This window comes from Exiguobacterium sp. SH5S4 (assembly GCF_004337045.1).
Taxonomy (GTDB): domain Bacteria; phylum Bacillota; class Bacilli; order Exiguobacteriales; family Exiguobacteriaceae; genus Exiguobacterium; species Exiguobacterium aurantiacum_A.
The window spans coordinates 20,279-33,590 of sequence record NZ_SJUQ01000017.1 but is presented as its reverse complement, the minus strand read 5'-3'; the positions used below and the strand labels follow the sequence as shown (position 1 = coordinate 33,590).

Below are 13,312 nucleotides of genomic sequence, written 5' to 3'. Positions count from 1 at the left end.
TTACTTCATTTAATCAAAGGTCAATCATTCGATTCTTGATTGCAAACTGCACGAGCTCGTGCCGATGTCGGATTTGAAGTTTGTTCATGACTCTCCCTTTGTGGTTCTCCACTGTTTTCGAGCTAATATTTAACTGCCTGCCAATCTCGATATTGCTGTATCCGAGAGACGAGAGCCGAACGATTTCTAGCTCTCGTCTCGTCAGAACAGATTGCTCTGATGACTTTGATTGGTTGAACATCTGCTTTAATACTTCTTCTGGGGCAAGTCCCCTATAAAAACGGTTCCCTTGATGGACTTGTCTGATTCCTTCTACAAGACGTCCCGGGTCACTGTTTTTTGACATATATCCGGGAACACCAAGCTCGATCGCACGTCTGATGTAGGCCTCTTCGTCGTGCATCGTCAAAAATATGACTTTCACTTCAGGTGCTTCCTCTTTTAGTGCCTGGAATACTAAAAATCCATCTAGTCCGCTACCCATTGTGATATCAAGAAGAACAATGTCGGGACTGAACTGAATTGCTGATTGAATCGCCTTCGTCCCGTCTTCTGCTTCTCCGACCACATCGATTTCTTCATACGACCGAAACATTAATCGGAGTCCTTTCCGGACGAGTTCATGGTCGTCCACAATCAACACTCTTATGCGATTCATAATGTACGCCTCTCGATCGGCACCGATACCGCAATCTCTGTTCCATGCCCTGGAATGCTCACTAATGTAAATGTGCCATTTAGCGCCTTTGAACGTTCTTCCATGTGACGCAGTCCTAGACCACTTATATACGCAGTATCTTTTGTATCGAAACCCTTACCATCATCTTTTACCAACAAATTAATCCATCCATCCTGTTCAAACACTTTGATTTCAACCGTCTTCGCATCCGCATATTTCACACAGTTCACAAGTGCTTCTTGCACGATTCGGTAAAGGTTAATCTCGATGATGTTATCGTAGCGTCGATTCGTAAAAGTTTGTAATCGAAAGTCTGTATACTTATATTGCGTCATAAAACTATCGACCAATACGTTCAAGGCAGATACAAGGCCAAATCGATCGATTTCAATCGGTCTCAGCTGGCGAGAATAATTTTTGACATTATCGATGAGGCGCGCCACCTCGTCAAGTACAGAGGCGATATAAGCACGTCGCTCAGGGTCTTGGACATCTGCCCGTAATGACCCCAAAGCTAATGAAATCGTGAATAATGACTGACCTACGCCGTCATGAAGTTCTTTCGCAAGACGCTCGTGCTCTTCCTCTCTTGCACGAATTAACTCCCTCATCATCCGCTCTCTCATTTCGTGTGCTTCGCGCTTTCTTCGCTCTGTCAAATCTCTCAAGACAAGTACATATGCCATCGTTCCAGTTAGAGGATCTTCTAAAATCTGAGCTGTACTCATTTCTACATCTAACATTTTCCCCGAATATATTGGCATCTCTGATGTCAGATATGGTGACTGTTTATGCTCCATCAGGTAACAGCGCTGTTCACCTGCCACCACTTCTCTATTTTGACAAAAAGAGCAATAAGGTACATCTTCTCCAACCACCCAGCCAGTGAGCATCGAGGCGGCTTCATTCATTTCTAAAATAATGCGACTAGCATCCATTACAATGATCCCATCTTTTATAACGTCAAATATTTGTCTCTCTAGTCTTTTCAATCTGTTATCACCGAACAAGAGGTGCTCCTCTCCACTCATGCTTTTCCACCTCGATTCATTCCCTTCACGTAAGTTTGGTCAAACAAGAACAAACGAAGCAACAAATATAAAGCAGGAACAAGTAAGGCGAGACCTGCGATAAATGCAATAATTAATGTGACCGCCATCGCTTCATTGACCACGCCGTCTTGAATATTTATATATGGATACAAGATGTAAGGGAGATGCGTGGCTCCATATCCAAACCATGCCGCAGCATACTGTGCCATGACCGCTAAAAAACCAAGACCATACTTTTTTCTTGAAAAACTAAAATAAAGGGCGGCCAAGAAAAAGATGAAGCTCGCGAGAAATGCAATCCCATTCGTATCCATAATCTGTTCGAAGTGCCAAGGTGCATGGGACTTCAATCCGATGAACACAAAAACAGAAGCGATTATTGTCGGAATGCTCCAAAGTTTAGCCCAGCCACGCACTAAATTCTCCACTTCTACATTCTCTGCGCGATGCGCATAATAGAGTAAGAACATAGAGCTGATGTAAAGAACCGATACAACGGCCATTAAAACGACAGACCAAGAATAAAGGCTTGTGAATAACTCGATTGGTTTAAACACGACCTGGTTTTCTACTTCTTCAATAAACCCACCTTGACTGACCGTTAAAACGGTCGACATCGCGGCCGGGATAAACAGCCCCGTCGCGCCATATAAAAACACATAGAGTGTACTTTCTTTTGAACCATAATTCGCAAACGCATAAAAGCTACCTCTTACCGCCAAAAGAATTAACACAATCGAAGCCGGTACTAAGAGGGCGCTACCATAATAATAAGCCGTATCCGGAAAAAAACCGACAATCCCAACGAAAAAGAAAACGAAGAAGACATTCGTCACTTCCCATGTCGGAGAGAGATAACGTTGAATCAATGTATTGACTTGTTTTTCTCGATTCTTGATTTTGCTGTAGAAGGCGAAGAACCCTGCCCCAAAATCAATCGAAGCCACAATCAAATATCCATATAGAAACGTCCACAGCACTGTAATTCCAATCATTTCAATCATGATGAGGTCCCCCCTTCATTTGATGATTCCTCAAAGAAAGATTCACCCGTCTTCTCGTTCCGGTCTAATTCTTTTTGAATCGGGTTCTTTTTGAACATCTTAATCAAAACAGAAACTGTAACGGTACCTAATATGGCATAAAGAATCAAGAATAGGATAAACATCCAGCCGACCGAACTAGAAGTTGTCGCCGCTTCACCTGTACGCATGAGCCCGTATAGAATCCATGGCTGTCTTCCGATCTCAGCAAAGAACCAACCTAACTCAATTGCGAGCATAGAGAGCGGTCCACCTATCAAAATTGCACGGAGCATCCAAGGGTGAAACGAATCAAGACGACGAATATAATTCCCGAGCACGAATAGAAACGCAATCAAAGCAAGGAGCATTCCGATTCCGACCATTCCATCGAATAAGTAGTGGACGTATAAAGGAGGCTGATCTTCAATAGAAAACTCGTCGAGACCAGTCACTTCGTAGCTTGGAAGTCCTCCTGCTAAAATGGACAAGGCGTAAGGGACCTTGATCGCACCACGGACTTCATATCCACCTTCCCCATCTTGCTCTAACCACCCTCCAAGAATCAGTTCCGCCTCAGAGGAAGTCTCAAAATGCCATTCTGCCGCTGCGAGTTTTTCTGGTTGATATTTTGCTAAGTATTTTCCAGAGAAGTCACCAATAATCGCCGTCGCCATAGCAAAAATTAAAGCGACAGTCATCGTCAATCGAAGCGCACGACGATGATAGTGAACCCCTTCATGAGATAAGTCGTTACGGCGCAACAGATGAAACGCTGCGATAGAAGCAAGAACAAAAGCGGCTGTAAGGATAGCCGATGTGATGACATGCGCCATCTTCGTCGGCATCGCCGGATTAAAAATTGCTTCAATCGGATTGACATTCGCTAGCTTACCGTCGACTAAGTCAAACCCGATCGGTTGATTCATGAATGCATTTGTCGCAGTAATAAAAAAAGCTGACATGATTGCCCCAAAGGCGACCGGTATCCCTAGCAATAGATGATACCATGGGTTTTTAAAACGCCCCCATGTATACAGATAGATCCCTAAAAAGATTGCCTCAAAAAAGAAGGCGAATGTTTCCATGAAAAGGGGCAGGGCAACCGTCTGACCAGCTAAACGCATGAAGCTTGGCCATAGAAGAGAAAGTTGAAGGCCGATTGCTGTTCCTGTAACGACGCCTACCGCCACTGTCACGACATATCCTCGTGACCAACGTCTTGCGAGCAATAAATACTTTTCATCACTCCGACGAATCCCGATAAATTCTGCCAACAAAATCAACAAAGGAATCCCTACACCGAGTGTCGCGAAGATTACGTGGAACCCGAGCGTCAATCCAGTTAAAGACCGACTCATGAAAACCGGATCGTTGAACATATTTCATACTCCCCTTCTTTATTATATGCTTCTCATCATGCGAGCAAGTCCGACCAAATTTTGATTGCGGTCGCTAAAATAAGTAATGAAAGAATCCATTGGAGGATTTTTGTGTTCATTTTTTGACCGAGCTTCGCTCCAAGTGGCGACGCGATTACACTAGCAACAATCATGACAGCCGCAGGTTCGTATAACACTTGTCCCGTCGCCACTTTTCCGACTGTCGATCCAATCGATGAAATGAATGTGATGGCCAAAGATGTCGCAATTGTCACACGTGTCGGAATTTTTAAGACGAGCAACATGATTGGAACAAGAATAAAAGCCCCAGCCGCTCCGACGATACCAGACGCCAACCCTGTCACAAATGCAAGCGAGGCGGCCAGTGGTCGATTGAACTCAATCTCATCAGCTTTCTTAGATTCGTCCCCTTTTTTCGGAAGAAACATCATAATGACAGCTAATGTTGCCAATACGGCATAGACGATATTAATACCATTTTCAGACATATACGTTGATCCAAATCCACCAATCAGTCCGCCGATGAGGATACTACTCCCCATATATAAAATGAGCGGCTTATTTAAATATCCACCTTTTCGATATGCAAAAACTCCAGCGATTGTCGCAAAAAAGACTTGAATCGCACTGATTCCGGATACTTCATGCGCACTTAATGCAGCAAATCCTAGAGCCGGTGGAATATAGAGAAGCATCGGATATTTGATAATGGACCCACCGACGCCTACCATTCCTGAAATAAACGAGCCGATAAAACCGATCATAAAAATCGTCACAAACCATAACCAATCCAACATCCATCATCCTTTTCCTTATAATTTTTTTCATACTAAAACAGACCGGACGCAGAAACTCGCGTCCGGTGGGCCCTTCTGTTTCTTATTTGACGACTTCGCTTTCGTATCGGTTGTATCCACCAATCATATTGATAGCGTTAATGCCATGACGGCGTAAAATCGACGTCCCGATTGCTGAGCGTGCCCCGGACTGGCACTGCACGATCACTTGTTCAGCTTGAGGGATTTCCTCGATGCGACGATTTAATGAGCCAAGCATGATGTGTTGTGCGTCTTCAATATGACCAGCCTCCCACTCTGTCAAGTTTCGGACATCAATCAAATGAGCCCCCTGCTGAAGATACTCTCGGACATCCTTCGGTTCAATCTCTTCATATACATCATTGAACTTGACGTCTTCAGGTATCGCATATCCAGCTAAATTATCGATTCCAATCGAGCGAAGCGCGATTTTGATTGCCTCGATTTCCTCGTCTTCCGCAATAAGATAGAAAGGTGTATCATAGTCGACAATCCATCCCATCCAATTTGTAAAAGATGCGTCAAATGGCACATTTACTGTTTTTTCCAAATGTTGCACTTTGAATGGATCGGATGGACGTGTGTCGACTACAAGATGCCCATTTGACACGTAGTTTGCAATTATGTCTCCCTCCATTTTCTTGACAGCTGGCAACTCATGAACAAGCGGTACGCCGACTTTGTTCACGCGCTTCATGACGGCAAAGTATCGCGGCGGTTCCGGTTGCCCCTCGAGCAATGCCTTCATAAAGCTCGCTTCATCACTAAAACGCATCGCCCAGTTGAACTCTTTCTCATACCCGACTGTCGAAGAAGGAACAGCCCCAAGTGATTTACCACAAGCACTTCCAGCGCCATGGGCCGGCCAGACTTGAAGGTAATCCGGTAGTTGTTTAAATTTCTCGATTGATTGATACATCGCCTTCGCGCCAGATTCAGAAGTGCCTACAATCCCTGCTGCTTTTTCCAATAGATCCGGTCGCCCCACATCTCCTACGAACACAAAATCTCCCGTGAAAATCCCCATCGGTTTATCCGCGCCGCCACCTTGGTCGGTAAGCAGGAACGAGATACTTTCCGGCGTGTGTCCAGGTGTATGCATGACCTCAAACTTTAAATTACCAATCGGGAAAGAGTCCCCATCCTTCAAGAGCTGAGCTGTAATACCATCTAAATTTTCGTATTTCCAATTCTCATCACCTTCATCCGAGATGTACATAGTGGCACTAGTCTCAGCTGCGAGTTCACGTGATCCAGCGACGAAATCCGCATGGATATGCGTTTCTAAAGCTCCTACGATGTGAAGACCTTCCTTTTTCGCCGTTTCAAGATAAGGCGTAATGTTTCGCATCGGATCGACCACGATAGCCTCTCCTGTTTTTTGACAACCTACTAAATATGACGCATGTGCCAATTTTTCATCGTAAAAATAACGTAGTAACATGTGTGCGTATCCTCCTTATTTTTTGTTTATCGTTTTTTCTGACATGACTTCAATTGTGGCTTGGATATATCGTAGCCCTTGTTGTACTGAAGGTTCTTTCAACCATTTCATCATCATAAAGAGCGAAATCGGTTTTGTGTCATTCATGGCCCGTCGGCGAACCTCTTCTGCAATACTTTTAGTTTCAGTTGCTTTCTCGACCAACGGCTTCGTATAGCCTTCAAGGCGATCCGCGACGATATCTCGCGTCGATTCATCTTCATAAGCGTCTTTCATAAACATAAATAATTGTTCCATTTGTTCTATAAGCGTCAATAATAAAGGAAGTTTTTCTGTCAGCTTTATCGCACTTGTCCATGTATCGATATTCAGATTTGACGTATCCATTAACACGTCAAGCTTTTCCCGTACGGCTTGATCCATTAAACTGGCGTGCCCAAAATCAATCGCGTCCTCTACTCTTCGAAGTGATCGTTCAATCTCCGGCAAGCGGGCGGCAAGCGAAACTAATGCTTTTTCGACATCTTGCTGAGTCAAGACGCTCTCGAGAGTTTGTTCTCCGTGAACTGTAGAATTCATATTACTCCCCCTCACATCGTCCCTTTTAACATGCCGTTCCAATACATGATCGGAAGGAAATCTTTTTTCAAGATGTACATACTATGTCGCTCTTTTGCTTGATTGAACGGCATCGACTCTTGGGGAACCTTCTCATAATCAAATTCAGCGAGGATTAACTTGTTATATCCTGTGACAATCGGACACGAAGAGTAACCATCATAAGAAGCCACCACGGGCATGTTGTCGATAAGTGACAGCAAATTCGCCACAACGACCGGGGCCTGCTTACGAATCGCCGCCCCTGTTTTCGATGTGGGAAGGTTTGTACAGTCTCCAATCCCAAAAACGGTATTGAACGATTGATGTTGGAGGGTATGTTTATCAACATTGACCCATCCTCCTGCGTCACTTAAGGGACTGTTTCGAATGAATTGTGGTGAACGCATCGGTGGTGTGACATGAATCATGTCATAGCGAATTTCGAATCCACGATCTCCGTCTAAATCTTCGAATACAGCGATCTTTTCTTCAGCACGAATCTCTATTAAATTGACACGAAAATGTGTTTCGATGTCTTTTCGATCAACTACCTTCTCCAACGCGTTGCGATATTTTTCAACATCAAATATTGCTGGATTTGCCGAACCAAAAATGATTTCACTCTGATCACGAAGTCCTTTTTTCTGTAAATGGTCCTCGACGAGATACATAATTTTTTGCGGCGCCCCCCCGCATTTCACCGGAGATGCAGGATGCGTAAAAAGGGCCGTTCCGCCTTTGAACTGACGTAACGTTTCCCATGTGTAATCCACATGTTCAAACGAGTAGTTGCTACAAACTCCATTCGTGCCTAGTGATTCTTTCAAACCCTTGATTTTTTCCCAATCAATTTCAATCCCCGGCGATACGACTAAATAATCGTATTGTATCTTCCCGTGTTTAGATGTCTCTACTTGTTGCTCATTAGGTAAGAACGTGGTCACTCTATCTTGTAACCACTCAGCCCCTTCTGGAATCAACGTTTCCATATCACGTTCTGATTCTGACTTCTGGGCAGCACCAGCTCCCACAAGTGTCCAGAGCGGTTGATAATAATGTTTTTCAGCCGGATCGATTAATAACACCTCTCCGTTCAAGCTCTTTCGTTCTCTCAACAGACGCGCAGCGACACTGATTCCTCCTGTCCCAGCGCCAATAATAACGACTCGAAAACGCGTTTTCATGGAACTCCCCCTCTTTTGTTTTTCTCTCTGATTGATATCATCTCTTTTGAACAAACTACAACAATCAACCATGAGATTTATCACATTACTATCTTAGTTGAAAGCGCATGCAAGACACATAGGGGGATTCCCTCAATTCGACACGAGCCATACCCTTATCAGAGAATTCTGAGGAAGGTATGGCTCGTTTATAACTTTAAATTTCCTTTTTACAGAAATACCAATCTACACACTCGTATCGTGGGTCTTTTGCCCGTTCTTCAGCTTCTTTCTGTGTCTTAGGCGGTTTGACAATGACTTTATCACCTTTCACCCAGTTTGCAGGGATTGAAACCATATGTTCGTCCGCAGTTTGAAGTCCGTCGAGCGCACGCAAAATTTCTTGCATATTGCGTCCTAAGCTCAAAGGATAGTAGATGATTGTACGTACTGTTTGATTCGGATCAATGATAAAGACCGCTCGTGACGCCTCCGTTGTCCCGCCTTCTGGCATCAACATCCCGTAGTCCGTTGCGACTTTTTGATCAAGGTCTGCAATGATCGGGAACGTCAATTCGACACCGAACTTCTCTTTTACATTCAAAACCCAAGCAATATGAGATGACACACTATCAACACTGAGACCGATCAAGTCAGTATTGCGAGCTTTAAGTTCAGGGTAGATTTCTTGAAAAGCAATAAATTCTGATGTACAAACAGGAGTGAAGTCAGATGGGTGTGAGAAAAGAATCCACCATCTTCCTTCAAAGTCTTTATTCGTGAGCGTCCCATGCGTGGTTTTCGCTTCAAATGCTGGAGCTTGTTCACCGATGCGAGGCATTGGTTTAATAATTGTTTCATTCATAAATGATAATTCCTCCTACTTGATAATTTATATTACATGATAATTATTATCGATAATCACTTCTTCGTATATAGGGGTATTCCCTCAATTGTCACGTAGACCTTTGCATATGTTGAGCCAAGCCGTTATCGATATGGATATAATGGGTACCAAAGAGTTGTCAGAAATTCGTTTTTTATGTGTAACACTCTCGTTGCCCTTGAATGTTTAAATCGCATAATAATCGAGATGACAGCTTTTTTAAATGTGTTTGTTAAGAGATGGATAAAAATGCATTGGAGGAATTTATGATGGCAAGTCAGATTGCATTGGACACACTGAACAAAGAAGTTGCGAACTACGGACTACTCTATGTCAAATTACACAACTACCATTGGTATATTAGCGGCCCACACTTTTTCACATATCATGAAAAGTTGGAGGAACTATACAAATTAACCGCTGAACTTTATGATGACGTGGCTGAGCGTCTTCTTATGAATGATGGAACACCTTACGCAACGATGAGAGAATACCTTGATCATGCAACGTTAAATGAAGGTGACCGTAATAATTCTACGGATATGATGATTGAAGAAATAATCGAGGACTTTAAAGCGATTCGTAAAGAGATGCAAGAAGCCATGGAGCAATTCGAAGATGGAGATGAAGCCATCGAGGATACTTTTGTATCACACATCGAACAACTTGAAAAAGAAATCTGGATGCTCTCTACAGCACTAGGCAAAAAAACGAAGTTATGATGATTTACTATTTGGTAGAATGATACTGTTTTTAATAACTAGATAGGTGAACATAAAAGACTATCGTGCACTCAGAATACATTTGAGGCAGCGTAGACATAAAAATGGTACACAGAAGCAAACGACGACTGTGTAAAAACATAAGAGACTGAGCGTCTATACGAAAATTGGCAACACGAACGATAAACCTCCGCTCTATAACACACAAGCTCTCTCGCTTCAGCTTTCTGCTGGGCAAGAGGGCTTGTTGTCAGTTCGCGTAATGAATCTGTTGCCCGGTGACGAGCGGGTAAACAATCAGCCGCGTCCCGTCTAAGTCTTCATTGAACAGCGACACGGCCGTGATCTGGCTGTTCTCATACGTTTGATAGTAGTAGATGCCTCGGTCCATATTGCAGCAAGACGAGTAGGTCGTATATTCGAACGTCCCATCTGCTGCCTCGTTCAGCCCCCGTGTCTGCATCACGGTGTCCAACAGCTTGAAGAACTGGCTGACGCTCTCGGACTCGGCCTGCCCGGAGACCGAGTTGAATTTGGCGAACGTCGCTCGTACGAATCGCGACGTCGACGATAAGTCCCCGGGTAACCCATGACCGCCTAAGCCGAGGCAATACGGTTCGAGCTCGAGTGCTTTCGCAAACGTGTTGTCCGGTAGCTTCGTCGACACATGACGGTAGTCGTTCAAATTGAACAGTTGATAGTCGAACGACGGATTGTTCGTCAACACGCCGACCGGATTGTCGTACACACGCAATCTATTTTTAAGTGGTTCCACGACGATCGACTGCTGTTGGTCGGCAATCAGCCAATGGAGCGGGTGAAGCCGAAGTACGTCGCTGAAATCGATGTTGACTAAGTTGATCGTCTCGAGTCGTTGCTTCACCTCGCCCACCGTGGCACACTGTCCGAGTATCCAAGGGATGAACTCGAACGGAGACACATTGTCTAACCCGCTCGCCTCCGGTTTGAAGTCGGCGTTGCCCGGAAAATTAAGACCGGCCATACTGAGACCCGATTCATTTGTCGCATCATAATAGAGCGGATAGTCGTCGACGATTGTCGCCATCCCGATCATCGCGTAATGATGAGGGGCATCGTCGACTCGTCTATATTTAAAGGGATAGTTCCTGGGCGTGATCGTCACTTGCTCGTGATAAGAGACGTTCAGGTCAAGATTGCGTCCGAAATAGTGGTCTTTTGTCGAATACGTGATGGCTGTACACATAACAGGACTCCTTCCGTTCAAAAACAGACAACGACACTCTTTGGTCTATTCACGTTATCCGGGGACTTCAACCACAGATCCTGACGACAAAAGACCGGTCAAGCTGTCGCTTTACCGGTCTCGCTCGCTATGTTATACGTGACGTTCGACAGAAGGTTCCAGGTCTTGAAAAAACCAGAGACCAAAGCCCTTTAATCCGAAGACGAGCGCCAGTCCGTAATGCATGAGCGCGCGCAACGAATAGTCGATTGTCTCGACCCGAAACGAGATGAAGAACCCGATCATCAACGCGACAATCACGACGCGAAGCGTGAACGTACTTGCTTGTTCCCCGATGGCTTTCCCCGTCGCGTCACCCTGTGAATACGCCACGTCATGGCGCCAATAATAAAAAACTAACGCGAACGACATCAAAGTACTTTGAGGCACGTCCCCGAGCAGGAGTTCCACTACGACCATCCCGAGCATAACGCCCGTCCCTAGTTTCAGTACGTCTTGGTTCGAAAACTTCTCCCGAACACGAAGCATTACCGAACGCTTCTTCATAACACGATAAACCCGACCGTCAATAGTCCATACATGAAGCCAAGGACAATCACGCTGATGGCAATCGATTTATATTGCGGATACTTATGTAACACGACCGCTCCCGCGATGATGTGAATAAACGCGACGATGAACGTCAAAATGGCAAAGCCCATTTGGTTCTTCCTCTCTTCTAAAAAAATAAATAGAAATTCATGGGAATTCATCCGTTTCCCGGTACAATAAAGAATGCATTTATTATATCAATTTTTGGAAAGAAGGCACACCACACCATGAATTATTCACGTACCGATTTAACGACTGAGGAAATGCTCCTCGTCAACAGCGAAGTCGAGAAAAAGAAACGCAATCTCGTCGTTGCGTATTTGCTTTGGCTCTTCCTCGGCGCTTTAGGCGCTCACCGCTTCTATTTCAAGAAAACAGGAACAGGCATTGCCATGCTCTTGATGGTCGTTTTGACGATTGGTTTCGGTGCTATCATCACAGGCATTTGGGCACTCGTCGACGCGTTCCTCATGCCTGGTTGGCAGCAACGTGAAGTCGAGGCAATCGAAAGTGAAACGATCGCTTCGTTGAAAACTCGCACCGAGCAACAAGTAGCCTTTTAACGATCAGACGGCCACGCAAGCGCGCGGCCGTCTTTTGGTTAGAAACTATTCTCTTTTAAGTAGAACGCGAAATTGCGATGTTGCCGCTCTTTCGTCGCGTAATGAATCCATAACCAGGCGAGCGACTCGAGTTCACGGGCAAGCTTCAAGTGGTGGAGCGTATGCGCGTCGAAGCCGATCTTCGAGGCCAAGCCTTGAACGGCCCGAACCGCCTCCTGATCGTCCCCGGCGATGAACATCATCGACTTGTTCGGATTCTCCAAGGTCTCGACCCCGGTCTGATTGAACGCCTTGACGATACGGACGTGCGGGGCCAAGTCCTGCAGATGTTCGGCCCCCGACTTCCCTTCCGGCCGCTCAATCGCGTCAAACTCTTTCGCGATCGGGTTCGTCACGTCGATAACAATCTTATCGTCCAAATCCCGGAGTGACTGAATCAAATCGATCGCCGCCGCGAACGGTGTCGTCAGTAACAGAACGTCACTGTTTGACGCCACTTCTTGGAGCGACATCGTTCCCTCTCGTTCCGTCCGAGTCCCGTATAACACGTCATAGCCGACGTCCTCGAACTTGCGGCCGAGCGTACGCCCGACCTTGCCGGCTCCTAATATCCCGATCTTCATGTATCGAGTCCCCCTTATAATTCTTCGTCCGTCCGCGTAATCGTCCCACCGAGTTCGCTCGCGAGCCCATCGAGCACCGAATGGTCAAACTCTTCCCCGATCCCCATCACACCGGTCTGCCCGGGCTCGATGTTGCCGACGGTCCGTTTGAACGTCTCTTGAATGCTTTGGACGTGCTTCAAATCTTTCGTCCCACCGATCAGTCCGCCGGTGAGCGTCCCGAACAGAATCCCGAACGGACCCCCGAGAATCCCAACCGCCATCCCGATCAACGCGCCTTTCGTCGACTTCGTCACCGGTTTCAGCTGCACCGCGTCCTCAAATGAAAACGCCCCGTTGTCCTCACGCTTGATGACGACGAGTTGTTCGAACCCGATAAGCCCGTCGGCGTGATATTTTTTCAACTTGCTGAACGCCTGATACGAAATCGACTCTTCTGGAAACGTGAACGTAACGATATGGTACGGCTGTTTTTCCTTCTTACTCATGTTGGCTCCTCCTTTTACACATACAGGGACACA

General features: G+C 45.5%; 16 protein-coding genes. 2 read left to right on the top strand and 14 right to left on the bottom strand.

Going from position 1 to position 13,312, the window contains the following annotated elements; genetic code table 11:
- Positions 1 to 13: 13 nt before the first annotated feature.
- The 9 genes from EVJ32_RS10445 to EVJ32_RS10405 form a co-directional block, all read right to left on the bottom strand.
- Positions 14 to 658 (bottom strand): response regulator, encoded by a 645-nt coding sequence (locus tag EVJ32_RS10445; protein ID WP_070329012.1) that lies wholly within the window; start codon positions 656 to 658, stop codon positions 14 to 16.
- Positions 655 to 1,710, bottom strand: a complete 1,056-nt coding sequence (locus EVJ32_RS10440; protein ID WP_083274130.1) for a sensor histidine kinase — start codon at positions 1,708 to 1,710, stop codon at positions 655 to 657. The genes EVJ32_RS10445 and EVJ32_RS10440 overlap by 4 nt, the downstream gene beginning before the upstream one ends.
- On the bottom strand, positions 1,707 to 2,738 hold the full coding sequence (locus EVJ32_RS10435) for a cytochrome d ubiquinol oxidase subunit II (protein ID WP_070329011.1): 1,032 nt from the start codon (positions 2,736 to 2,738) through the stop codon (positions 1,707 to 1,709). Before EVJ32_RS10435 ends, EVJ32_RS10440 begins: the two co-directional genes overlap by 4 nt.
- Complete coding sequence (locus tag EVJ32_RS10430; RefSeq protein ID WP_070329010.1) at positions 2,732 to 4,135, bottom strand: cytochrome ubiquinol oxidase subunit I; 1,404 nt, start codon at positions 4,133 to 4,135, stop codon at positions 2,732 to 2,734. Before EVJ32_RS10430 ends, EVJ32_RS10435 begins: the two co-directional genes overlap by 7 nt.
- Before the next feature lie 35 nt (positions 4,136 to 4,170).
- The gene (locus EVJ32_RS10425; protein ID WP_070329009.1) at positions 4,171 to 4,953 is read right to left on the bottom strand and encodes a sulfite exporter TauE/SafE family protein; all 783 of its coding nucleotides are present in this window, start codon (positions 4,951 to 4,953) and stop codon (positions 4,171 to 4,173) included.
- Between the two features lie 82 nt (positions 4,954 to 5,035).
- On the bottom strand, positions 5,036 to 6,418 hold the full coding sequence (locus EVJ32_RS10420) for an MBL fold metallo-hydrolase (protein ID WP_131458214.1): 1,383 nt from the start codon (positions 6,416 to 6,418) through the stop codon (positions 5,036 to 5,038).
- 15 nt (positions 6,419 to 6,433) lie between these two features.
- Complete coding sequence (locus tag EVJ32_RS10415) at positions 6,434 to 6,997, bottom strand: hypothetical protein (RefSeq protein WP_131458213.1); 564 nt, start codon at positions 6,995 to 6,997, stop codon at positions 6,434 to 6,436.
- Between the two features lie 11 nt (positions 6,998 to 7,008).
- Positions 7,009 to 8,202 (bottom strand): NAD(P)/FAD-dependent oxidoreductase, encoded by a 1,194-nt coding sequence (locus EVJ32_RS10410; protein WP_131458211.1) that lies wholly within the window; start codon positions 8,200 to 8,202, stop codon positions 7,009 to 7,011.
- Between the two features lie 196 nt (positions 8,203 to 8,398).
- Positions 8,399 to 9,046 (bottom strand): peroxiredoxin, encoded by a 648-nt coding sequence (locus EVJ32_RS10405; RefSeq protein WP_070329005.1) that lies wholly within the window; start codon positions 9,044 to 9,046, stop codon positions 8,399 to 8,401.
- 290 nt (positions 9,047 to 9,336) lie between these two features.
- On the opposite strand from EVJ32_RS10405, the gene EVJ32_RS10400 reads away from it, so the two are divergent.
- On the top strand, positions 9,337 to 9,789 hold the full coding sequence (locus EVJ32_RS10400; protein ID WP_070329004.1) for a Dps family protein: 453 nt from the start codon (positions 9,337 to 9,339) through the stop codon (positions 9,787 to 9,789).
- Positions 9,790 to 10,039: 250 nt separating this feature from the next.
- On the opposite strand, the gene bsh is transcribed toward EVJ32_RS10400, so the two are convergent.
- The 3 genes from bsh to EVJ32_RS16295 all read right to left on the bottom strand — a co-directional run bounded on the left by bsh (position 10,040) and on the right by EVJ32_RS16295 (position 11,715).
- A complete protein-coding gene (bsh, locus tag EVJ32_RS10395; RefSeq protein WP_131458209.1) occupies positions 10,040 to 11,014 on the bottom strand; it encodes a choloylglycine hydrolase in 975 nt (324 codons plus the stop codon).
- Positions 11,015 to 11,146: 132 nt separating this feature from the next.
- Entirely contained in the window at positions 11,147 to 11,542 is a 396-nt protein-coding gene (locus tag EVJ32_RS10390; protein ID WP_131458207.1) for a hypothetical protein, read from the bottom strand.
- Between the two features lie 14 nt (positions 11,543 to 11,556).
- Positions 11,557 to 11,715, bottom strand: coding sequence for a hypothetical protein (locus tag EVJ32_RS16295; RefSeq protein WP_016509914.1), 159 nt, complete (start codon positions 11,713 to 11,715; stop codon positions 11,557 to 11,559).
- Positions 11,716 to 11,832: 117 nt separating this feature from the next.
- Between EVJ32_RS16295 and EVJ32_RS10385 the strand changes: the two genes are divergently transcribed.
- On the top strand, positions 11,833 to 12,168 hold the full coding sequence (locus EVJ32_RS10385) for a TM2 domain-containing protein (protein WP_131458205.1): 336 nt from the start codon (positions 11,833 to 11,835) through the stop codon (positions 12,166 to 12,168).
- A 38-nt stretch (positions 12,169 to 12,206) separates the two neighbouring features.
- Here the strand turns inward: EVJ32_RS10385 and EVJ32_RS10380 are convergent, their stop codons facing one another.
- Positions 12,207 to 12,791: an NADPH-dependent F420 reductase gene (locus EVJ32_RS10380; protein ID WP_236639505.1), complete on the bottom strand. Its 585-nt coding sequence runs from the start codon at positions 12,789 to 12,791 to the stop codon at positions 12,207 to 12,209.
- A 14-nt stretch (positions 12,792 to 12,805) separates the two neighbouring features.
- Positions 12,806 to 13,279, bottom strand: a complete 474-nt coding sequence (locus EVJ32_RS10375; protein ID WP_131458200.1) for a hypothetical protein — start codon at positions 13,277 to 13,279, stop codon at positions 12,806 to 12,808.
- Positions 13,280 to 13,312 lie beyond the last annotated feature (33 nt).